Origin of the sequence: Risungbinella massiliensis, from assembly GCF_000942395.1 — a bacterium.
GTDB classification, from domain to species: domain Bacteria; phylum Bacillota; class Bacilli; order Thermoactinomycetales; family Thermoactinomycetaceae; genus Risungbinella; species Risungbinella massiliensis.
In genome coordinates, this window is record NZ_LN812102.1 from 1,977,101 (window position 1) to 2,000,579 (window position 23,479).

Consider the following 23,479-nt stretch of genomic DNA (forward strand, 5'->3'; position numbering starts at 1 on the left):
GAAACACGAAATTAGTATTCTTCTTCCTCTTCTTCCTCATCGTTATCTTCGTCTTCTTCTTCAAAGCCTTCATCGGAAGCTTCGTCGTCGTCATCTGTAAATGCTTCGTCTTCATCCAAATCTTCTAGGTTGGTATCAAATTCATCTTCGTCATTTTGATACAAATCTTCATCGAAGTCATCATCAGACTCATCGTCTTTAATACTACCTACTACCGCAGAGTCTGATCCTTGTTCTAATGTATACCAGTCTTTCAAACCCCAAGTGCTCTTTCCTACACAGACAAAACGTCCATCAATGTTTAAATCAGTATACAATTGGGAGAGATACAGGTCTACATCTTCGTCTGTAAACTGTTTTTGTTCCGCAACAGACTTCATCATATCACGAAACTGTAGTGGTTCACCTTTATCTTTTAATAGTTGAAAAACCAGGTCTACCATAGAGGATTCCCGGATTTTTTCTGCTACTAAGTGGTCGCTCAAAGCTACACTTCCTTCCGATTATGAGGCAAATAAATTATCCCCATCTTCATCCATTCTGTATATCTATTCTAACCAAAAACAGGATGAAGTCAACCAACGAAAGAGAGTAGTTTTTACAGAGACATCCTACATATTTCGACGATACTGTCCGCCTACTTGGTAAAGTGCTTGAGTAATCTGGCCTAGACTCGCTACTTGTACCGTATTCATCAATTCTGCAAATACATTACCATTTTCTCTTGCCACTTCCTGTAATCGAGCTAGAGCAATAGGAGCTTGATCAGCGTGTTTTGCCTGAAAATCCCTTACATGCTCAATTTGCATCTCTTTTTCTTTCGTATCAGCTCGTGTGAGAGGCACCTCATCTAGTGCCTGTGGATGGGGATTTTCGAATGTATTGACTCCAATAATCGGTAACTCCCCTGAATGTTTACGTGTCTCATAAAGCATGGATTCATCTTGAATTTTGCCTCGTTGGTACTGACTCTCCATCGCTCCCAGTACACCACCACGATCACTGATCCGGTCAAATTCGCGAAGCACTGCTTCTTCTACCAAATCAGTCAGCTCATCAATAATGAACGAGCCTTGTAAGGCATTCTCATTTTTTGCTAATCCAAACTCTTTGGTAATAATCAACTGAATTGCCATTGCCCTTCGAACCGATTCCTCCGTTGGAGTTGTGATCGCTTCGTCATATGCATTGGTATGAAGAGAATTGCATTGATCTTGAATAGCTAACAGCGCTTGTAAGGTGGTACGAATGTCATTAAAGTCGATCTCTTGCGCATGCAATGATCGCCCCGACGTTTGAATATGGTATTTTAACTTTTGACTGCGTTCATTAGCTCCATACAACTCTCTCATTGTTATCGCCCAAATACGGCGAGCTACCCGTCCAATGACGGTATACTCTGCATCCAACCCATTACTAAAGAAGAAGGAAAGATTGTGGGCAAATTGGTCAATCTTCATCCCGCGGCTGAGATAATATTCCACATAAGTAAAGGCGTTTGCCAAAGTAAATGCCAGTTGAGTAATCGGATTCGCACCCGCTTCGGCGATATGATAACCACTAATGCTGACCGAGTAGTAATTTCGCACTTGATGATCAATGAAATATTGCTGAATATCACCCATCATCTTCAATGCAAACTCGGTTGAAAAAATACAGGTATTCTGACCTTGATCTTCTTTTAGAATGTCAGCTTGAACTGTTCCTCTCACAGAGCGTAGAGTATAGGCTTTAATTTCTTGGTACTCATCAATAGAAGGGTCCCTTCCCTCACGCTCTCGAAACTTATCTACTTGTTGGGCGATTGCCGTATGAAAATACATCGCCAAAATGATGGGAGCCGGTCCATTGATCGTCATCGAAACACTAGTGGAAGGATCACAGAGATCAAACCCTTGGAATAGTTCTTTCATATTATCTAAGGTACAGATACTAACCCCCGATTCGCCTACTTTCCCATAGATGTCTGGGCGCTCACTCGGGTCTTCCCCATAGAGGGTTACACTGTCAAAGGCTGTAGAAAGGCGCTTGGCTGTATCATTCTGGGAAAGATAATGAAAACGTTTGTTGGTGCGACTAGGAGTCCCTTCCCCAGCAAATTGACGTTTGGGATCTTCGTCAGCTCGTTTAAGTGGAAATACTCCTGCTGTGTAAGGGAACGAACCTGGTACATTTTCCTTCCGTAGAAAACGCAAGATATCTCCTTGGTCTCGCCACCTCGGCAATGAGATCTTAGGTATCTTGGTGCCAGAAAGAGTCTCATGGAAAAGAGGGCTTCGAAGCTCACGATCCCGAACTTTAGTAATGTACTCCTCTTGTTTATAGCGCTCTACAGTAGAGTCCCAGGCAGCGAGAAGTTCTTGATTATCTGGGGTAAGTTTCTTTTCTAACTCTTCTACTTTGGACGAAAGGGCTCTTTCTACTGCTGAACTCTCTGTTGGAAAAAGGGCTTGCACTCCTCTTATCTGAGTCAGACTACTAGCAATCTCCGCTTGTTCCTCTGTTTGCCGATGATATTTACGAACGGTTTGAGCTAATTCTGCTAGGTAGTGCGTTCTAGCAGGCGGGATAATGGTTCTGTTTGTTGCTTCCTTTAATTGTTCTTTTGCGACTGGGATTTCCCAGGATAGGGCTAACTTTTCTTTACATTTGATCAGTAAAGCAAGATAGAACTCTTCTGTTCCGGGATCTTGGAAACGACTCGCCATCGTGCCATAGACTGGAAGATCTTTTTCAGGTGCATGAAAGAGATCTTGATTGCGCCGAACCTGCTTTTTCACGTCACGCAATGCATCCTCTGAACCCTTTCGATCAAACTTGTTAATTGCAATGAGATCTGCATAATCGAGCATTTCAATCTTTTCAAGTTGTGATGGAGAACCAAATTCAGAAGTCATCACATAGATCGACAAGTCACTAACTTCGACTACCTCTGCATCTCCCTGACCAATTCCACTCGTCTCCACTAAGATCAGATCATAGCCCGCACCTTTCATAAGGGCAATCACGTCTTGGATCGCAGCAGAGAGCTCTGATCGCTGGCGTCGAGTTGCTAGACTGCGCATAAAAACCCGTTCATGATGTATCGCATTCATCCGGATACGATCACCAAGTAATGCTCCTCCAGTGCGCTGTTTCGAAGGGTCAATCGAAAGAATCGCTAACTTTTTATCAGGAAAATCTTGTAGAAAACGTCGTACCAATTCATCAGTGAGAGAGCTTTTCCCCGCTCCCCCTGTACCTGTCATGCCGATCACAGGACATTGTGTCAGTTGAACATCAAGGCTAGTTAGCAAGTGAGAGCTCGCTTCTTGATATGCTGTTTCCTCCACTGCATTTTCTAAGAGTGTGATGGCTTGCCCAATCTCCCGAATATCACCTGATCGAAGTTTGGCAAGATCAATCTCGGTGTCTCGACGAGTAGGATGGTCCGTTTCCCTAATCATGGTGTTGATAATTCCAAATAAACCTAGCTCCCGTCCATCATTCGGGGAAAAAATCTTGGATACACCATATTCTTCAAGTAGCTGGATCTCTCTCGGAACAATGACACCACCACCCCCACCAAATACCTTGATCGTGTGAGCTCCTCTTACTTTCAGCAGATCAATCATATATTGGAAAAACTCTACATGCCCACCTTGATAAGAAGAAACAGCAATGCCTTGAACATCTTCTTGAATCGCCGCTTGTACAATCTCCTCTACCGACCGATTGTGTCCTAGATGAATCACTTCGACTCCTGCTTGTTGGAGAAGGCGTCGAAACAAGTTAATGGAAGCATCATGTCCATCAAAAAGACTGGCAGCAGTCACAAACCGCACAGCATGTTTCGGACGAATTAGCTCTGTCTCCATCACACGCTCTCCTTTGTTGGTAAATTACGTAACAGATGATCCAGCTGCAACTCTACAAACTCATCATGCGAATAGGATTTTTTGAGCGACCACTGGCGGAAGGTCCACATCTGTCCTAGAACCAAAATGTTGTGTGCTAGTAATGGAATAATAGCCTGATCCAGACGAAGCGATCCATCTTGCTGACCCAATTCCATCACCTGGATAAAAAGCTGCATAATCTCCTCTTCACGCATAAATACTAGTTCTCGTTTTTCTTTAGGTAATGACTTCGTCTCTTGGTAAATAAGGAGAATGGAGCTTCTCATGGTCTCCATCAATTTGAAATACGCTCCAATAGCAGAGCGAAGGGCAACCAAACCATTCATCTCAGGTCGAATCGCTTTGCGTAGCTCTTCCTCTAAGGAGTTGTGGATGTTCTCACAAACAAGGTACAGAACATCTTCTTTCGTTTGGATATATTCATATAAAGAACCTATGGAGAGGCCACATGCTTTGGCAATCTCTCTTGTAGTAGTCTTATGAAATCCTTTTTGGGCAAATAATGTGACAGCCCCTTCAATAATCTGTTGTCTGCGTTCTTTGACCAGCCGTGGATTTTTGATAGGAGAAGGAATAATCATGTTTTTCCTCCTTTCTGAGAATGAGGATCAGTGTTGGGCTTATAAGAGAGGAATCCTTCTGCCCACCACTTATCTATTAAATCTTGCGGAGAACTTTTGGTCTGAATAATTTGTTTCATCTGCTGTCTACGAATGGGTTTTGCTAATTCTTCTTCTACTAATAATCGAATCTGTTGATGAAGATAGAGAGATACTTCTTGAATAAGACGATTTTCTGCTTTTTTACTTGCCCTTTTCGGTTCTTGGAGATAACCTCGATGGGTTTGTGCTGCATTCCATAGTTCTTCCATTCCACGATTCTGAGAAGCAACTGTCCGAATAATCGGGGGCGTCCAATCTTTTTTTCGTGAGATCCGTAAAACATCTTGTAGCTCTGCTACTAGTCGGTCAGCAAAAGGTTGATCTGCTTTGTTTACTACCAAAATATCCGCGATCTCCATCACACCTGCTTTGGCGATTTGGACACCATCCCCCGCTCCAGGCGGAAGTACCAACATCACGGTATCGGCATTATGGACAATCTCCAATTCCGCCTGTCCTACCCCGACCGTCTCCAAAAAAAGCACATCATAACCTGCTACATCAAGCAGATGGGCCACTTCATGCGTTGCCAGAGAAAGACCACCCATTACACCACGATTGCTTAGACTACGCATCCATACTCCATGGTCCGTCGCATGGCGATTCATCCGTACTCGATCTCCTAACAATGCTCCACCAGTAAAAGGACTACTAGGATCTACGGCAATGATTCCTACTGTAAGTCCTAGGCTTCGTAAATACGTAGTCCATGCTGAGATCAATGTACTTTTCCCTGCTCCTGGAGGACCTGTTATGCCAATACGATGCGCTTTCCCTACTAAGGGATAGATATGGCGCAAAATCTCATTTCTCTCAAGACTTGTTCCTTCTAGTAAAGTAATCAGCTTGGCAATCGATTTTCGGTCTTTTTGCTGTAATCGAACTAGCCAGTCTTTTGGAAGCATAGGACTATTCTTTCAAGAGATACTTCGCGATTACAACGCGCTGAATCTCATTGGTTCCTTCATAGATCTGTGTAATTTTGGCATCCCTCATCATACGTTCTACTGGATACTCACGCGTATAGCCATATCCTCCAAAAATTTGTACTGCCTCGGTAGTAACTTTCATCGCAGTATCAGAAGCAAATAACTTCGCCATCGCAGAAGCTTTGCCATATGGAAGCTGTTGACCCTCTAACCAAGCTGCTTGATAAGTAAGAAGACGAGCTGCTTCGATCTGTGTCGACATATCTGCCAATTTGAACTGAATCGCTTGTAAATCAGCGATTGGTTTTCCAAATTGTTTTCTCTCTTTAGCATAGGCAAGTGCTGTATCCAAAGCCCCTTGAGCAATTCCAACTGCTTGAGCAGCAATACCATTTCTACCACCATCTAAGGTTTTCATGGCAATGGCAAATCCTTCTCCTTCTTGCCCTAGGAGCTGGCTAGCTGGTATGCGGCAGTTTTCCATCACAATTTCGAGGGTTGGGGAGGAACGAATACCCAGCTTCTTCTCTTTCTTGCCAAAGGAAAAACCAGGTGTTCCTTTCTCCACAATAAAAGCACTGATACCACGATGTTTCGCTGCTGGATCTGTCACGGCAAAGACAATGTAGATCTCTGCTTCCCCACCATTGGTAATGAAAATTTTGCTACCATTCAGAACATACTCATCTCCATCTCGAACGGCAGTCGTTTTCATCGCTGCGGCATCCGTACCAGATCCCGGTTCCGTCAGACCATAAGCACCCAGTTTTGTGCCTTCTGCCAGTGGACGCAAGAAGCGCTGCTTTTGTTCGTCATTGCCATAGGCATAAAGCGGCCAGCTAGCTAACGAGATGTGAGCAGAAAGGGTAACTCCTGTTGACGCACAGACACGGGATAACTCTTCGACTGCGATTACATAACTGAGAAAGTCGGCTCCTACCCCACCAACTTCTTCCCCCCAAGGAATCCCCGTCAGGCCTAGCTCTCCCATCTGATCATAGATCGCACGATCAAAACGCTCCTCTTCATCCCGCTCGGCAGCAGTAGGAGCTACCTCATGAAGCGCAAAATCGCGAACCATCTTTCGCATCATTTCATGTTCTTCACTCAGACGAAATTGCATCTAATGTAAGCTCCCTTCCCATTAACAACTAATTAATATCAATAGAGATATGTCACCAATCTACGAAATAAGCTCTTTGGCAATAACCAATCTCTGAATTTCATTGGTTCCTTCATAGATCTGCGTTACTTTGGCATCACGGAAATATCTCTCAACGGGAATCTCCTTTGTATACCCCATACCACCACAGACCTGAATTGCCTCCGTTGTCACTTCCATCGCTACATCTGTTGCAAACTGTTTGGCCATGGAAGCTTCTTTTTTACAAGGAGCATTCAGCTGTTTCTTTTCTGCGGCAGAATAAACTAACAAACGTGCCGCTTCAATCTTGGTTGCCATCTCCGCTAATTTGAACTGGATCGCTTGTTGCTCTCCAATGGGTTTTCCAAACTGTTTCCGCTCCTTGGAAAATGCAAGCGCATACTCAAATGCAGCTTGGGCAATTCCCAATCCTTGGGCGGCAATTCCGATCCTACCACCTGCTAGATTAGATAGGGCAATCTCATACCCTTGACCTTCTTTCCCTAGTAAATTGGCCACCGGCACTTGTGCATTTTCCATTATCAATTCTCCCGTATTAGAGCCATGGAGACCCATCTTTTTCTCTAGGCTGCCAAAGGAAAAGCCAGGTGTACCCTTCTCTACTAGAAAGGCAGAGATTCCTTTTGATCCTAATCTTGGATCGGTCACAGCAAAAACGAGATATAGATTCGCCTCGATAGAGTTCGTAATAAAGATCTTGGTACCATTTAGGATATAATGTTCTCCCTGTCGGACCGCCGTTGTCCGAATCTGCGCAGCATCAGAACCTGCTTGAGGTTCGGTGAGTCCAAAGGCTCCAATCCACTCACCTGATGTTAGCTTGGGAAGAAACTTTTGCTTCTGCTCCTCTGTTCCATAACGCACAATCGGCATCGTACCAACTGAGGTGTGAACCGCTAAAATGACTCCCACCGTTGCACTTACTCTCGAGATTTCCTCCAAGGTTAGGATATAGGAAGGAAAGTCGGCTCCTGCTCCTCCCCACTGATCTGCAATCGGAATTCCAAGAAGCCCTAACTTCCCCATTTTGGTCAAAATCTCTCGTGGGAATCGTTCTTCTTGCTCCATTCGTGAGATCTCAGGTAAGATTTCCTTTTGCGCAAAATCTCGTACCATATCTCGTAAAAGTTTCTGTTCTTCTGTCCATGTGAACTGCAACCTCAGCACCTCCTAGCTGTTTAAGCATGTTGTAGTGTGTGGGAGAGAGTGAGAATCTTTTGTTTAGGAGTATTGGTAAAAACCTCTACCACTTTTGCGTCCTAGCCAACCAGCTTTGACATATTTGCGTAACAGGGGACACGGACGGTACTTGGAATCCCCAAAACCATCTTGCAATGTCTCCATAATGTACAAACAGGTATCTAATCCAATCATATCAGCTAGTTGAAGCGGTCCCATTGGATGATTCATCCCAAGTTTCATCACTGCATCAACCGCTTCAGGTGTAGCAACTCCTTCATAGACGGAGTAAATCGCTTCATTAACCATGGGCATGAGAATGCGATTCGAGACAAATCCTGGAAAGTCTTGTACCTCAACAGGGTGTTTTCCTAACTTTTCCGTCAATTGATGAATTGTCTCATAGACCTCATCGGACGTAGCCAATCCCCGAATGATCTCCACTAGCTTCATCACCGGTACGGGATTCATAAAATGCATACCAATTACCTTTGCTGGGCGATTCGTCACTGCTGCTATCTCCGTAATCGGCAAAGAAGAGGTATTACTGGCAAGGATCGTAGAAGCTGGACAAATCTGATCTAATTGAGAAAACAGCTTTGCTTTTGCATCCATTTGCTCCACAATCGCCTCTACTACTAAATCTACTTGCGACAATGGTGTTAATTCTATGGTTGTCTTGATCCGTGCAAGAGTTGCCTCTTTTTCCTCTTCTGATAACATTCCTTTCTGTACAAAACGGGCTAAGCTCTTTTGGATCGAATCTATTCCTCTGGCCAAAAATCGCTCCTGTGTATCGACTAACGTAACCTGAAATCCTGCTTGGGCAAATACTTGAGCGATGCCACTCCCCATCTGCCCTGCACCTACTACTCCGATATGCTGTAAGCTCATAACCTCTCCTCCCGAATCAGGATACACGAATCAGAACAGCATCCCCTTGTCCCGCACCACTACAGATCGCAGCAACTCCAAGTCCACCGCCACGACGTTGTAGTTCCTGAGCAAGTGTTAGCAAAATCCGGGTTCCAGATGCACCAATTGGGTGTCCAAGAGCTACTGCTCCTCCATTGACATTCACTTTCTCTTGATCCCAGCCAAGCAGCTTACCAGTTACCAATGTCACCGCTGCAAAAGCCTCATTCACCTCAAACAAATCAATCTGATCTAGTGTTAAACCATGTTTTTGCAATAATTTTTGAATAGCAAACGCAGGAGTGGTCGGAAAATCCCGTGCTTCCATCGCCACTGCTGCATGTCCTACTATTTCAGCAATTGGGTCCAAACCTAATTCCAATGCTCGTTCTTCAGAAGCTAGAATCAATGCTGCTGCCCCATCGTTTACTCCTGGTGCATTCCCAGCTGTGATCGAGCCATCTTGAGAGAGAGCTGGTCGTAGAGCTGCTAGTTTTTCTAAGGTAGAATCAGGACGAATAGACTCATCTTGGGCAATGGTGGTAGTTCCTTTGCGTCCTTTGATCTCTACCGCTACAATCTCCTCTGCAAATTTCCCCGACTCTACCGCTGCTTGTGCACGAAGGTGACTACGTAATGCCCAATCATCTTGTTGCTCTCGTGATATCTCGTATTTTGAAGCAATATAGTTTCCATGATGGATCATATGAACATTTTCAAAAGCACATAAAAGACCATCCCGTAACATTAGGTCCGTTACTTCACCATGCCCCATTTTATAACCAAAACGGGCACTCGGAAGAACATAGGGCGCTTGGCTCATACTTTCCATTCCACCTGCAACGAGTAAGTCTCCATCACCCGCTCGAATGATTTGATCTGCCAAGGTAACACTTCTCATACCAGAAGCACACACTTTATTTACTGTCTCTGTACCAACAGACCACGGAATTCCCGCTTTCACCGCAGCTTGACGAGAAGGAATCTGCCCATTTCCTCCCTGAAGCACCATTCCCATAATCACTTCATCTAATTGATCTCCAGACACTTTTGCACGTAGTAGGGCTTCTCTGATTGTTGCTGCCCCTAGCTCTACCGCAGGTATAGTGGACAACCCTCCGCCAAATTTCCCGATAGGAGTACGTGCTCCTGCAACGATTACTGTTTTCCTCACCATCGCACCTCCTGATGTTTTCGAACGATCGCTCAGTTTTGGGGTAATATCATATGAAATCGCTTTCATTTATAAGGATACTCTACTGTTTGTTTGTTTACAATAGTGTGAAACAATCTATATTTCGGTCTCTTTATATTGTTAAATATCATCTATCGCTATATGATAGTAACAGTCAGAAAGCAGGGCGGGGTTCATTTTTTCCCATCGAATAGCTTCCTTGAGAGGCTATTGGATGGGAAAAAACGATATGACTCCGCCCGGTCAAGCTAATGACCAAAAGGGAGTCCTCATTATAAGGAGGATTCACTTTATGAAAACTGTAGTAACGTTCATCAAAAAGCCCGGTATGATTTGCTTGATGGCTCTAATCGCCATTTGGTTGATCATCTCAGTCGCATTTGGAGCAAACCTACTAGTAGATCTCATTTTGGTATCAGCCATTATCGCTTACTCATGGTATTTGAAGAAATTTTACTACCAGAATTCCAACATTAAATATTTCTTGTATGGGATTATACTAACTTTCGCTCTCATCGTCGCAATTTCTGTTCTCATCTTTGTAATGAATCATTTTATCTACATCATCATTGTCGTAATAATCGTAGTAGGCATCTTGAAAAAGATATAGCTCGTCTTAGCACTTTCTGACAAAAAGTATCTCGAAAGAAGAAAACTCTTCTTTCGAGATACTGCCATTTTATGAGGAAATTCCAATACTCAACTCCAAGATTTCCGCTACATCCATGGTCTGCACTTGATCTTCTACCTCTTTTGCCTTTGTTCCATCAGACAACATCGTAAGGCAATATGGACACGCACTTCCGATCATGGTTGGTTTGACTGCCAATGCTTGTTCGGTACGAGCTATATTTACTCTAGTTCCTTCCTTCTCTTCCATCCACATCAAACCGCCGCCCGCTCCACAGCACATTCCATTTTCACGGTTTCGCTCCATCTCCACTAACTCAAGGCCTGGAATATGTGACAGGACAAATCGCGGAGGATCATATTTACCATTATAACGACCGAGATAGCAAGAGTCGTGATACGTAATTCTCTCTTTCACTTCTTTCATCGGCTTAAGTTTGCCCTGATCGACTAACTCTGCCAATACTTCTGAGTGATGATAAACTTTGGCGTTGAGTCCAAGGTCTGGATATTCATTTTTAAACGTGTTATATGCATGAGGATCAATGGTTACAATTTTCTCTACATTATGTTTTTCGAACAAAGCAATATTCTCTCCCGCCAGTTGCTGAAACAAAAATTCATTCCCTAGACGGCGAGCGGTATCCCCTGAATTTTTCTCCTTATTTCCAAGAATGGCAAACTTCACGCCTGCATGTTGGAGCAATCGAGCAAAGGAACGAGCGATCTTTTGACTTCTGTTATCATACGAGCCCATCGAACCAACAAAAAATAGATATTCGAATTCCTTTTCTTCCTTTACGGTTGGTACGACAACATCACCTTCATTAGCCCACTTTGCACGATCTTTCTTGCTAATTCCCCACGGATTCCCTTGACGCTCGATATTTTGCATCGTCCGAGAAACCTCTGGCTCCATTTTTCCTTCAGTCATCACGAGATAGCGACGCATATCCAAAATCTTATCTACATGCTCGTTCGACACAGGACAAGCATCTTCACAGTTGCGACAAGTGGTACAAGCCCATAATTCTTGCTCTGTGATTACCTCACCAATCAGCTGTTTGCGCTCGCTACCTGCTGCACTTTCCAGTGCCGCTTGATTAGCACCTCCAAAAGCAAATGAAGGAACCCATGGAGTCTGCGAAGTGATCGCTGCCCCTGTCTCTGTCAGATGATCACGCAGTTTGACGATGAGATCCATTGGAGATAGGGTCTTCCCTGTACCTGATGCAGGGCACATATTGGTACAACGCCCACACTCCACACAAGCATACAGATCCATCAATTGTTTTTGATCAAAGTCCTCAATTTTGTTTACTCCATATTCTTCTACCGTCTCATCCTCAAAATCAATCAGCTTCAATTTAGATGGAGCATCTTGTCTTTTTAATAGCACATTAATCGGTGCGACAAGGAGGTGAAAATGCTTTGATTGTGGGACATAGACCAAAAAGGTAAAGACAACTAAAGCATGTAGCCACCATGCCGCATAAAATAGTGCTTCTCCTGTCTCAGGACTCATCCATCCCAAGAACGGAAGCGCAAGTAGAGAGGAAATAGGTGTCCAGATTTCGACTTGCCCACTTATGGCGATCTTTTCAAAGGTAGCGGAAAATAAAATAGAGAACATTAAAGTGGTCAATAAAATAATGACGATTCCAGCTTTCCAGCCTCGCTTCAGTCGAGCCAATTTCTCGATATATCGACGATAAAAAGCATAGAGAGTAGCAAGGAGCACAAAAAAGGTAGTCAGCTCTTGCAGCAATAGGAATCCTGGATAAAAAGGAACTGGTAAGTGTGAACCAGGAGCAAGCCCTTTCCAGAACAAGTCAAGAGCCCCTAACTGAATGAGAATAAATCCATAGAACATCACTACATGCATCCAACCGCTTTTTTTATCTTTCAATAACTTTTTCTGTCCAAAGACATTGACCATAAACTCTCGAAAAGCAACAGACCAATCGCGCTGTAGATCGGCTGGCTTTCCAAGACGGACATACACATACCTCGCATATACTACAGAACCAAACAGGTAAAACGCCATGCCTGCTACTAGTACGAATATGATCCAATTCAGAGTAAGTAAACTCATAGACGAGCACTCCTTTGAAGGTTTTTGTAATCGCTTTCTTATGTGTAAATTCATTTTAACAAAAAATGAATGACTATTCATTCGATTTTTAGGAAAAGAAAAACATCTCCTATTGGATAAATAGAAGATGCCTCTAAAAGTGATACTCATTACTTTATTTTGGTACTATGACCCATATAACATCTGGTAATATCATGATAAAAATGCCCGTAATAAATGTGATTCCGAACATAGTCCAATCCAATGACTTTCTATATACTAAAAATCCAAATAAATAACACAAAAAAGCAGGTACTATTGTAATAAGACTATAGCCCCAAAACATTACCATTTCTAATCCATGTGAATATCTATCATATGCACTTTGAACAGCACTACCTATAAGAAACCAAGATATGAACAAACAAATACATCCTAAAGTATGTATAACAAAATACTAAAAATTAACTTCTCCTTTTGTTTTTCGATTATTTTGGGGTTTCAATTTTTTTCACAACCTGTCACCCACTTGAAATGTGGATTGAATCGTACAGCCATAAAAAATCTGTTTTACGGCTTCATCAGATACAAGTGTTTGCCATACTTCTTCTGGTTTTGCCGCTATATAAAAATCATAAGTGTAAACAAACAACATTTTATAGATTTGTTGCGTTTCTAATTGTTATCGGAAAACCCCTACAGTCTGTAACATAAACATCCATTCATATATTGAAAACTGCATACTTATTCAACCGTCAATAACTGCTCAAAAAATCCACCAATTTTCAGGTTTCGATCAATAAAATGGACTTCCAAGATCCAATCTCGTGGCTGACCGTTTTGATCAAGATCTCTCATCCGTACTTTATTATCACGATGAATATAGTTCTCCACTTCATCACCTTGAATTCGTTCATGAGGGAACTCGCCAATGAGGTGACCTGCATGTGGTCCGCCATATTCCCATCCATATTTCGTCGCAAGTTCATACATAAACTCAAAAAGTTCACTGCCTGTTATATCTGGATTAGATTGAAAGAAGTTTTTCCCCTCTTGCCAAGCCTCTTCAATATCGTTTCGTAACTTTATCTTCTGTGGATCGTTTCCAAGAACATAAGTGCGTCCAAAATCCGCTTCCCAGTCTTCAAAGATAGGGCCAAAGTCGAGAAAGATAATGTCATCGCTAGCAACAGTTAGATCTGGTGGATTCTCTTTATATGGAAACAAAGTATTTTTCCCAGTTCTTACAATCCGTTTATGCCAATATTTCTTGATCCCGAACATTTCAAATGCTAATTGATATACCTCGCGATTGATCTGCTTTTCGGTTACACCAGCTCTTAAAATATTTCGCTTTTCGACCTCTTTAAATAAAGATTCTGCTTTCCTTTCAGCCTCCCGAAGAGCTGCGTGCCTGTTCTCTAAAGATTGCCTCAAAACCTTCTCACCTCTATGTATTATGCTATAGGTAATTTTGTGAACTACATCGCCATTGAAATGGCGAGCTTCTCGATTCATTGAATCGACCAACGTCGCATTCTCCACGAAGGCACGTTCCATGCCTATATTAGGTTTAGTTCTAACTGTCCGCATTTTAGCGTTGGAACATGTCCAACTGCTTTATGTAGTATGTTTCTTGCCGCATTTACATCTCTATCTTCTGTATAACCGCAAGAGCAACTATGGACTCTATCTTTTCGTTCTTTTTTTACGATCTGACCACATTTTGAGCAAGCCTGAGACGTGTTGTATGGGTCCACTTGTATNTCTCTCCCACCTCCATCATAGCTACTTCAAACCCTTTCTCCTCCGCAATCTCTTGAAAAATAACTTTTAGATACGTTTCAATCTCTTGATCCAGTACGGCTCTACGATACTTCACCGACCATACCATGTGGTAGTTGACATTATACACGCAAGTCCTAGCGTGTTTTACAGTGTTTTTACTCATACATATAGTATAACAAAAATAGGGTAAATATAGTAACATATAAGGAAAATTATATTACATGTAGTAGGAGGAAAGTGCAAAAAATAAATTGCTCTAAGCATCCCCACAAGGAGGATACTGAGCAATGCTCCCTTTCATCTACCCATTGAATGGGGAGAATTCCCGTTCGCAAATCTTAAAAAAGCAACTACTATATAAGGTGATCTTCATGAAAAACAAAGCAACCATCATCATGGAATTTGAACAATTCCTATTCTGGATTCAGCAATTCAAATTAGACGACCATCAAACTTTTCTAGAACCGATTTCAGAGGGGAAATGGTCCATCGCGGAAATCCTATCTCATTTGATGTTTTGGGACCGATATTTTCTTCAAGAAATACTTCCACATATACGCCCTGGAGCGGACATCGAGTTTATTCCATTTCAACAGTTAAATAATAAATCGTCTATATACGCTTTATCAGGAATTTCCATGAATGAGTTAGTAGAAGAAGTGATCCACTATCGAACAAAACTAGTGGAAAAACTGAGAGAACAAACAGAAGAGCAGTTTCATATTCCGTTTAAATTAAATGGAGAAGAAATAGATAGTTATTCTGGATCTCGCTATACATTATGTAACTATATCCAAGATTCCGTTCACCATGATCATCATCATCAACGGCAAATCGCGGAGTTCCTAAAAACAATAGAGAAACCACTATCTTGATCAAAATTGCTTATTCCACAAACAAAAGAGCTAATGATCTACTTTTGCAAAGCAGTCATCAGTAGCTTTCTATTACTTTCCATATTGATCAAGTATTTCTGTGATCGAAAAACCTTGATCTTTATAAGCTTGGATTTCTTCTATTCGTTTGATTGCAGTGACTCGATGATAACGTCTAGTGAGTCTAGTATCCTCTTATTCAAAAGGCAGAAGTTCAACTTCAGTTTAATATTTGAGGGACTATATCTATTAGATGTTAATCGAACAAGCTCACTGATTGTCACGTACTCTGCTTCCTGAATCACTTCCCAGCTACGCTGTCGGGACATATTGCTTCACTACAACTTTCCTAAATAACAGCTCCACCAGCAGACGCTGATGCTGCACTATCACTAATGACCGCTTTTATCGTTTTAGTAAATTTCCACGACTCTGAGTTTCCTACTTTAAAATCTTGTAGTCGCTCTACTAATTGCTGTTTCTCATAGGAGGAAAAATACCCCTTAACATATTAGAGGTATCTAAAAGTATGATCAACATAATCGTCTGATCCTCTACTTTGCCATCTTCTAAAACTTCTGCACGTAGTCGTTCGATAATTTGTCTATTAATATGTTCCTGATGTACGTAACGTTTTGTTGGAATAAGATAAAATAGCTTGGATTCGTCTTCCTTTATTGCATCCTTGCGAACTAACTCTCCTATTAATTGCTCCTGAATTTTCTTTCCCACTCCCATAGGTTTAGAGAAATATTGACTAGTGGATAAAAGAAAATTTATGAAAAGCAAAAGAAACCCAAGACTTTTTCATTATTCTTGGGTTTATCTATCGTTATAACATCTTTTCTTGTCTTCTCTTCTGTTCTCTGCGATACAGCTCCTGTACGAAATAGGAAGCCACATCTGGTGCCAGTGCACCCGGACCAAATCCAGCATCATAACCTAACTCCAAAGCAAGTTCATGATGAATCCTAGGTCCCCCACAAATCAACACGATCTGATCACGCATTCCCTCTGCCTCTAACATATCGACTAACTCAGTGAGATTGGTTAGATGCACTCCTTTTTGAGTGACAATCTGGGAGACAAGTAACACGTCTGCTTGATATTCTCTTGCTTTCTGAATTAAATCTTCATTGAGGACTTGTGCTCCCAAATTATAAGCTTCGATCTCTGGATAGCGCTCCAAACCATACTCTCCGTTGTATCCTTTCATATTCATAATGGCATCAATCCCAACCGTATGAGCATCCGTCCCAGTACAGGCTCCTAGCACGACTACTTTTCGTCCTATATTGTCATGAATAAACTGATTGATCTCTTGGAATTCCATTCGTTCGCTCTCTACTTTAGGTACATAGATGGAGGTGAAATCGACAGAGTGCTGACACTTACCATAGACGATAAAATAGGTAAAATTCTCTCCTAGATCTTTCATGTGGTAGACTTGCGGCTCTAACAATCCCATTTGGATCACTAATTGCTTAGCTGCTTCTCGAGCCTCTTCCCCACATGGCACAGGGAGCGAAAAACTTACTTGTACAGCACCATCATGATAGGTATCGCCATACGGGCGGACGTTTCGTAAATCACTATTCATTAGTACGTCCCCTCCCGCTTGGGTAATCCTAATCGCTTACGAAGAGATGACTCGACTGGATTCCAATAGGTATCCGACTTACGAAATACTCCAGCCAACCCTTTGCCACTTGTTTCGGTTCGTTTCACATCGGCCAAAATTCCTTTAGCTAGTGCTTGAAACATTCCCATGTCCCGAATTTGACGAAGTGTCTGAACAGCCTCTTGCAACACCTTTTGTGCCCTCTGTTCTATTGTCCCTCCTGGACGGAAAATGATCTCCTCTCCTAAATTATGAGTATTCCGAAAAATGTATTGGGCATTCTCGATTGCAAGTTGGCGATCATGGATATGTGGAGTATGCATCGCTTCTGTCATCATACCGAGAAGCTGAATTCCTTGCCCCGTCCAAGAACCAACGAGATTAAATAGAGCATCTTGGATATGTCCACGGAAAATATTTCCTGTCATATGTTTGGTAGGTGGCATATATTTCAGCGGAGCACGAGGGAAGATCTGTCGTGCCATTTGAGCTTGTGCTAACTCCAATAAAAACCCATCTTCTAGCATAGGATCCATCTCAAAAGCATGCCCTAATCCCATCTGTTCTTCAGGTAAACCAGAAAGGATCGCAAGTTGCTCATTGAGAAACTGAGAAGCAAGTACTGTATGCGCCGCTTGAACCGCATCCGCAGTGGTGAGGTAGTTGTCTTCCCCTGTATTGATCACAATTCCCGCATAGCTATTGATCATTCTGGAAAAGGATTGGTCGATAAACGTACGTTGCATATTAATATCGCGAAAAAGAATTCCATACAGTGCATCATTTAACATTACATCTAATCGTTCCATTGCTCCCATCGCTGCAATCTCTGGCATACAAAGCCCAGAACAATAGTTGCATAGACGAATATATCGTCCCAACTCTTCTCCTACTTCATCCAATGCTTGACGCATGATGCGAAAATTCTCTTGAGTGGCGAATGTACCTCCAAATCCCTCCCTTGTCGCTCCATAAGGGACGTAATCCAAAAGACTTTGCCCCGTACTTCGGATCACTGCCACGATATCAGCACCTTGCCTCGCTGCTGATCGAGCTTGTATCACATCTTCATAGATATCTCCTGTTGCCACAATCACATAGAGAAGAGGCTGCTTCCTTATCGGAGAATCTTGTAGCCATTGCTCCCGTATTGTTCTGTTTTCCAAGACTTTATCAAGTGCTTCTTCTGCCATCTCACTCCCTTTTTCCCAGATTTTCTCTGACTCAATAACCGGGATCTCCATTAGATTGAGTTGATTCTTTGCTACTTGTTCTGCAATTTCGATAGCAGATCGGTTTTCCTGAATCATGGCATTTATGACCCAAAAGGATGCACCTTCCGTTATCCCACCATTGTCCAATAAATGATCGACCACAATATTGACTAGGGGAATCCCATCCTCCTGAACCCCTTCGATTCCTAAAAAACGAAGTACGGTTCGCTCCATTGCTGTTGTCGTCTTAGATGCGATAAATTGGTCAATTTGTTCCGCAATCTCTCTTGCTAGATTTCTTGCCTCCATGATCTGCTCTTTACTTAAACGAAGTTTCTCCATGTCACTCCTCCCTCCTGCTTTCGAGTAACCTCTCTGCATTTTGCAAAATATCCTCTGGCAAACCTAGCTTTCTAGCAGTTTGGATCGCTTCTTGGGGAAGTTTCTCTCCTTTTTCCATTGGAGTCAGTTGAAAGAGAACTGAAAAACCGTCTTCAAGCGGAGTACTATGCGAGACCATCCGGTAGAAAGAGGCCCCTGATACTTCTAACACTTCTGGAAAATGAGTAGTCAAAATTGCTGGAAACCGATGTTTAACTAAATATTCTGCAATGGCAATTGATAGAGCAGCTCCTTCATTCGGATTGGTTCCCCTAGCCAGTTCATCTAACAAGAGAAACCCGAAAGACGGGCTAACCAGCACTCTAGCTAGCTGAGACATCTCACTGCCAAAGCTGCTGAGACCTGATAGCGTAGTATCATCTTGAATCAATTCCACCCAAGAAAACAAAGGTAGAGAACACCTAGAAGCTGGGACGAAAAATCCAAACTGAGACAGAAACGCAATCGTGGCAATTGTTTTCAAGACTACTGTTTTGCCACCCATATTGGGCCCAACGAGAATTGCTGTTTCCTGGCCTAATGAAAAGCTAATTGGATAAAAGCGTTTTCCTTGTTTTTGTAACTCTCGTTCGATGAGAGGATGCCGACCTTCTACTATTTCTAACTTTTGCCCGTAGTTAGGCCTTACACCCTGCCAACTTCTAGCCTTCCGCCATTTGGCAAAACTAAAATCTAACTCTCCAATTCTTTGCCCCCACTTACTTAAGTTCTCTCGATAAGGGTTGCATCGTTGATAAAGACCAAATAAAACACGTTGGGCTTCCTCCTCCAGCCCATCTCTTTGTTTCTCACACTCTATCCGTCTAATTTGTTCTTCTTTTGTTTCACGTAGTCTGTAGATTGATTCCCATTGCGTCTGCCGTACAAGAACCAATTCTTCTAGTAGTTCCTTTGGGATTTCGTTGTCTTGTTTAGACCAGGACCATTCTCCAAGATGATTTGATTTTTTCCCCAAAAGAATCGACATTTGCCTCCGACGCTTCTCCACTAATGAATGGAAAGACCGTTCAGATTGCTGTAATCTTCTCCAAAGTGTTTCATAATTTGCTGAAAAACCGTCTAACAAAGAAAAGGACGAAGTGATCGGAGCTTTGGGCTGTAACGTAGCGATTATCTCTTCCAATTCGAAAGCCTCCTCCTTTGTTAGCAAACTCAAAAACGAGTTATTCTTCAAAATTCGAATAATACGCATAAAACCTATTACAAAGCGCTTGAGGAAGAACCAATCTTGAATATTACCTAGTTGTTGAATTTCCCACATTTGAAGTATGGTAGTAAGATCTGGCAGAGCAGCTAATTCTTCGATCAACAAAGACTCTATTTCATCATTCTGTTCTATCATCTTTCCAATCTCTTCTTGCTTTTGTAGCTCTTTTTGCCAGATCTCCTCTTCCCCAGGCTGGTAGGCACTCCACTGTTTTTTTCGTTGTTTGCCATAAGAGGATAAGATCGGAATCTCCCATAGTTCCTCTATTTCTTTGAATATTTTCCCGCTACGTTGCCCCACCTACCATTCCTCCTTTCTAGAAGCCTACACAGAATCAAAAACAGGAATCTTTTGGTGTAGATCTTTTAATATTTTTGAAAGTCGACCACAGGGAACGATTTTGCTACTAACTCAATCTCTCGTTTTACTAAAGTGGAATTCCAAACAAAACCATCTACTGAATAAGGATTGTATCCGATTAGCAAAAGCTGGGGTAAATATAGCACTTGTACAGATGTCTTCTCCTTTGCTTGAAAAATATTGGGTGGTACAAAAAGATGAGTAGGGTCCTCCAAGACAATCGTTTGAATTCCAAAAGATGAAATTCGTTCATAAAGCCGAGTAGTGAGAGCTCCTGGGAAATAGAGAATACTCTCTTCTAATGATGCATGGGAACATAACATAGCAAGAATAGAGTTTTGGTCCAAATGAGATAGTAGCGTCTCACCGTTAGCATTTATCAGAAGGTACTCTTTCTTTTTCCGTGAACTATCCAGTAATGCATGGCTAGCAAACCGAGGAAGACAGTAACTGCTCAACCACTCCTCTACCTTTTTAGCTAGTGCTTGTGGATGGGAATAACCACTCGCACCGGCAATGAGAATAACACCATCCGCACAGGAAATCCCTGCCATAGCTCGACGATCGTAGGCACCATCTTGAAGGAGAAGGGTAACGCCTAGTCTCCACATTTTGTTCTGTACGTCTTGAAGTTGTCGAATATTGGTAACACCAGCTAAGGTAACGGTTGTCTCTTCCATCGCTTTTGCTATGATCAAAGGTCCCAGTAGACTAGTCGACTCCATCCAGTCGAGAATTTTCCAACTTTCTTTGTGCTCTGAAAGAAAAGGGGCAGCAGTGGCCACTACCCCTCCTTTGGGTACCCAAACTGCTGGCTTACTCCTCCCGCTCCAGACATCTTTTTTCTCGCCATCCACCCCAATACTTACTAACCCTAGTTGGTGAATCCCGTTTAGGGTTCTCGCAACTTGACACATTGCGGTTGTTTTTCCGGCATTCTTAGAAAGTCCTACAAAAGCCAAAGATTTCCCGGGAAATAATCGGAGGATTTCCATTGTATCCATCTAAATTTACGGGGCTTCCTGGCTTATTCGTCGTTCTTCCCTACGAAGTTTTTGGGGAACTAAATTCACCATTTCATCCTGCATGAGACCTGCTATTCCTGCACTTCCGTTTGCTTCTAAACAGTACGCACAAGTAGTGGAATCATGGGGTTGATAGCTTTCAGGTTCAGGATAACTAGTGATCACTCCCTCAAAATTGCGAAGAACTGTTTTGGTTGGACTTTGAGAAATAATATAGTTAGGTGAGACTGGAATCTTACCACCACCACTCGGAGCATCCACAACAAAAGTAGGAACTGCATAGCCAGATGTGTGTCCACGAAGAAACTCGATAATTTCGATTCCCTTACTAACTGGTGTTCGAAAATGCCCGATCCCCTCCGAAAGATCGCACTGATAAATGTAATATGGTCGAACGCGTGTCTTGACTAATTCATGCATCAATTTTTTCATCAAATGCGGGCAATCATTGATTCCTTTTAAAATTACGGATTGATTTCCAAGAGGAACCCCTGCATCTGCTAACATCTCACAAGCCTTTCGAGCTTCTGGGGTCAATTCTTTGGGATGATTAAAATGGGTATTGAGCCAAACTGGATGGTACTTGCGTAAAATCTGACAAAGATTTTCTGTAACACGCTGCGGAAAAACGACTGGTGCTCGCGTACCAATTCGGATTATCTCAACATGCGGGATAGAACGTAAATTGCTAAGCAAATATTCTAAAATCCGATCGTTCACTAGGAGACCGTCTCCTCCAGACAGTAAAACATCTCGAACTTCTGGATGCTGTCGGATATATTCAATACAAGCATCCATCTGCTTTTTGGGTACTCCCATTCCGATCTGTCCCGAAAACCGTCGACGAGTACAGTAGCGACAGTACATGGAACACTGGTTGGTGATGAGAAAAAGAACACGATCTGGATAACGATGTGTCAATCCTGGTACAGGGGAATCCGTATCTTCCAACAGAGGGTCTGCTAGATCATAGGGAGTACGTGTTAACTCAGAGGAAATGGGTACCGATTGCATTCGTACAGGATCTAATGGATCATCAGAGTCCATCAAAAGAGCATAGTAGGGAGTGATATTAAGCGGGATTGTTTGGTTGGCAATACGTACACCCTCTCGCTCCTCTGGAGTTAAGTTCACCACTTGCTCCAAATCTTCTAGTGTCTTGATCGTATGGGTTAATTGCCACAACCAGTCATTCCATTGTTCTTCTGTTACATCTTTCCACAGCTCAATCTGTCTCCAATCACGCAATGCACTTCACTCCTTTTACCCATATCTTTTCTCAAACCAACTCCGTAGTTCGCTTGATTCGCGTAGAGACTGAATGGCCAACTCTGCGTGACCAGCTGTATAACCATTTCCAATCATCATCGAGATGTCTTTTCCTAATCCCTCTGCTGCAAGGGCTGCAACAGTAAACTGGGTCGCCATGCTAAAGAAATAGATCATTCCACCATCTCGGGTTGCTAAAATAGACGATGTTTCCGTATCTGGTATCTGAACACAGTTAATGGTCGTATTGGCTAACAAGCCATCTGTGTGTTCCCTGACCTGTTTCAGTACCTCCATTGCATCTCGCACATCAACCTGTAATACTTGGTCAGCCCAACCGTAGGAACGTAATAATTCACAAGCTTCTGTTTGATACTCCATCGCAATAAGCTTCCCACTATTTCCAAGGCGTTTCCTGACCTGATAACAGCTGAGTAACCCAGACTTACCTCCTGCCCCTAATACCAAGACTGTCTCTTCTGGCTTCACCAATTTGGTCACTTGGGCTGGTGCTCCGCATACATCTAAGACTGCTAAAGAGACCGACTCTGGTAGATCCTCTGGCAAGACTGCGAAAGGAGCTGTAGCAAAAAGAATTGCCTGTGCATCAAGGGTTACCTGTCCCGTTTCTAAATCGATGTGGTGAATTTCTTTTAGATGTAAAGGTGTCAGTGTAAGAGATACCAAGGTCGCTATCGAAGTGCCAATTTGCACTTTTCTAGGAAATGATGTACCTATTTCTGCAACTTTTCCGATTAACATTCCTCCAGATCCTGTAATCGGATTGTGCATCTTTCCTCTTGTATAGATAATCTCTGCGATTCTGTCCCGAACCTTCCTCTCTTCTTTTCCAACTTCATCTAAAATCTGATGGAAAGAGGCAGAATCTATATGGAGCTTCTCCACCTCTACTAACATTTCAACAGGCGTTATAATAGGCGTAGAATCTAATTTCCAAGCAGGTTGTGGTAAAACTCCCTTTGGCTCTAGAACTCGGTGTACTCCGTACCAATCATCTGTCACCTTTTCTCACCTCCATCCCTAATTATGCAAGTTCCATGCCAACACGT

General features: G+C 42.6%; 21 protein-coding genes. 2 read left to right on the plus strand and 19 right to left on the minus strand.

The window, feature by feature from the left end:
- Nucleotides 1–11: 11 nt before the first annotated feature.
- The 8 genes from rpoE to VJ09_RS10345 form a co-directional block, all read right to left on the minus strand.
- The gene (rpoE, locus tag VJ09_RS10310) at nt 12–485 is read right to left on the minus strand and encodes a DNA-directed RNA polymerase subunit delta (protein ID WP_230199115.1); all 474 of its coding nucleotides are present in this window, start codon (nt 483–485) and stop codon (nt 12–14) included.
- 126 nt (nt 486–611) lie between these two features.
- Complete coding sequence (gene icmF, locus VJ09_RS10315; protein WP_044641362.1) at nt 612–3,857, minus strand: fused isobutyryl-CoA mutase/GTPase IcmF; 3,246 nt, start codon at nt 3,855–3,857, stop codon at nt 612–614.
- Nucleotides 3,857–4,480 carry a TetR/AcrR family transcriptional regulator gene (locus VJ09_RS10320; RefSeq protein ID WP_044641363.1) on the minus strand — a complete coding sequence of 208 codons (624 nt, stop codon included), beginning with the start codon at nt 4,478–4,480 and terminating at the stop codon, nt 3,857–3,859. Before VJ09_RS10320 ends, icmF begins: the two co-directional genes overlap by 1 nt.
- Nucleotides 4,477–5,466 carry a methylmalonyl Co-A mutase-associated GTPase MeaB gene (meaB, locus tag VJ09_RS10325; protein ID WP_052807332.1) on the minus strand — a complete coding sequence of 330 codons (990 nt, stop codon included), beginning with the start codon at nt 5,464–5,466 and terminating at the stop codon, nt 4,477–4,479. Before meaB ends, VJ09_RS10320 begins: the two co-directional genes overlap by 4 nt.
- Nucleotides 5,467–5,470: 4 nt before the next feature.
- Nucleotides 5,471–6,613: an acyl-CoA dehydrogenase gene (locus VJ09_RS10330; RefSeq protein WP_044641364.1), complete on the minus strand. Its 1,143-nt coding sequence runs from the start codon at nt 6,611–6,613 to the stop codon at nt 5,471–5,473.
- Between the two features lie 60 nt (nt 6,614–6,673).
- Nucleotides 6,674–7,813 (minus strand): acyl-CoA dehydrogenase, encoded by a 1,140-nt coding sequence (locus VJ09_RS10335; protein WP_082050482.1) that lies wholly within the window; start codon nt 7,811–7,813, stop codon nt 6,674–6,676.
- Between the two features lie 63 nt (nt 7,814–7,876).
- Entirely contained in the window at nt 7,877–8,728 is an 852-nt protein-coding gene (locus VJ09_RS10340; RefSeq protein ID WP_044641365.1) for a 3-hydroxybutyryl-CoA dehydrogenase, read from the minus strand.
- A 16-nt stretch (nt 8,729–8,744) separates the two neighbouring features.
- On the minus strand, nt 8,745–9,923 hold the full coding sequence (locus tag VJ09_RS10345; RefSeq protein ID WP_044641366.1) for an acetyl-CoA C-acetyltransferase: 1,179 nt from the start codon (nt 9,921–9,923) through the stop codon (nt 8,745–8,747).
- Nucleotides 9,924–10,236: 313 nt separating this feature from the next.
- Between VJ09_RS10345 and VJ09_RS10350 the strand changes: the two genes are divergently transcribed.
- Entirely contained in the window at nt 10,237–10,554 is a 318-nt protein-coding gene (locus tag VJ09_RS10350; protein WP_147635468.1) for a hypothetical protein, read from the plus strand.
- Nucleotides 10,555–10,623: 69 nt separating this feature from the next.
- On the opposite strand, the gene VJ09_RS10355 is transcribed toward VJ09_RS10350, so the two are convergent.
- From VJ09_RS10355 to VJ09_RS19170, 4 genes are all read right to left on the minus strand, one after another.
- Nucleotides 10,624–12,669 carry a (Fe-S)-binding protein gene (locus VJ09_RS10355; RefSeq protein ID WP_044641368.1) on the minus strand — a complete coding sequence of 682 codons (2,046 nt, stop codon included), beginning with the start codon at nt 12,667–12,669 and terminating at the stop codon, nt 10,624–10,626.
- A gap of 723 nt (nt 12,670–13,392) precedes the next feature.
- The gene (locus VJ09_RS10365; protein WP_044641768.1) at nt 13,393–14,085 is read right to left on the minus strand and encodes a M24 family metallopeptidase; all 693 of its coding nucleotides are present in this window, start codon (nt 14,083–14,085) and stop codon (nt 13,393–13,395) included.
- A 125-nt stretch (nt 14,086–14,210) separates the two neighbouring features.
- The gene (locus VJ09_RS18055) at nt 14,211–14,414 is read right to left on the minus strand and encodes a zinc ribbon domain-containing protein (protein WP_267904295.1); all 204 of its coding nucleotides are present in this window, start codon (nt 14,412–14,414) and stop codon (nt 14,211–14,213) included.
- Nucleotides 14,357–14,638 carry a transposase gene (locus VJ09_RS19170; RefSeq protein ID WP_082050483.1) on the minus strand — a complete coding sequence of 94 codons (282 nt, stop codon included), beginning with the start codon at nt 14,636–14,638 and terminating at the stop codon, nt 14,357–14,359. Before VJ09_RS19170 ends, VJ09_RS18055 begins: the two co-directional genes overlap by 58 nt.
- Nucleotides 14,639–14,807: 169 nt before the next feature.
- Here VJ09_RS19170 and VJ09_RS10375 point away from each other — a divergent pair, with 169 nt between their 5' ends.
- The gene (locus VJ09_RS10375) at nt 14,808–15,311 is read left to right on the plus strand and encodes a DinB family protein (protein WP_044641770.1); all 504 of its coding nucleotides are present in this window, start codon (nt 14,808–14,810) and stop codon (nt 15,309–15,311) included.
- 468 nt (nt 15,312–15,779) lie between these two features.
- On the opposite strand, the gene VJ09_RS10380 is transcribed toward VJ09_RS10375, so the two are convergent.
- From VJ09_RS10380 to kdd, 7 genes are all read right to left on the minus strand, one after another.
- On the minus strand, nt 15,780–16,043 hold the full coding sequence (locus tag VJ09_RS10380; protein ID WP_044641370.1) for a GPP34 family phosphoprotein: 264 nt from the start codon (nt 16,041–16,043) through the stop codon (nt 15,780–15,782).
- Nucleotides 16,044–16,143: 100 nt separating this feature from the next.
- Entirely contained in the window at nt 16,144–16,911 is a 768-nt protein-coding gene (gene kamE, locus VJ09_RS10385) for a lysine 5,6-aminomutase subunit beta (RefSeq protein ID WP_044641371.1), read from the minus strand.
- Nucleotides 16,911–18,488, minus strand: coding sequence for a lysine 5,6-aminomutase subunit alpha (kamD, locus tag VJ09_RS10390; protein ID WP_044641372.1), 1,578 nt, complete (start codon nt 18,486–18,488; stop codon nt 16,911–16,913). The genes kamE and kamD overlap by 1 nt, the downstream gene beginning before the upstream one ends.
- Nucleotide 18,489: 1 nt before the next feature.
- The gene (kamC, locus tag VJ09_RS10395; RefSeq protein WP_044641373.1) at nt 18,490–20,055 is read right to left on the minus strand and encodes a lysine 5,6-aminomutase reactivase ATPase KamC; all 1,566 of its coding nucleotides are present in this window, start codon (nt 20,053–20,055) and stop codon (nt 18,490–18,492) included.
- 65 nt (nt 20,056–20,120) lie between these two features.
- A complete protein-coding gene (gene kamB, locus VJ09_RS10400) occupies nt 20,121–21,110 on the minus strand; it encodes a lysine 5,6-aminomutase reactivase subunit KamB (RefSeq protein WP_147635469.1) in 990 nt (329 codons plus the stop codon).
- Nucleotides 21,111–21,125: 15 nt separating this feature from the next.
- Nucleotides 21,126–22,388, minus strand: coding sequence for a lysine 2,3-aminomutase (kamA, locus tag VJ09_RS10405; RefSeq protein WP_044641375.1), 1,263 nt, complete (start codon nt 22,386–22,388; stop codon nt 21,126–21,128).
- Nucleotides 22,389–22,403: 15 nt separating this feature from the next.
- Nucleotides 22,404–23,432 carry an L-erythro-3,5-diaminohexanoate dehydrogenase gene (gene kdd, locus VJ09_RS10410; protein WP_044641376.1) on the minus strand — a complete coding sequence of 343 codons (1,029 nt, stop codon included), beginning with the start codon at nt 23,430–23,432 and terminating at the stop codon, nt 22,404–22,406.
- Nucleotides 23,433–23,479 lie beyond the last annotated feature (47 nt).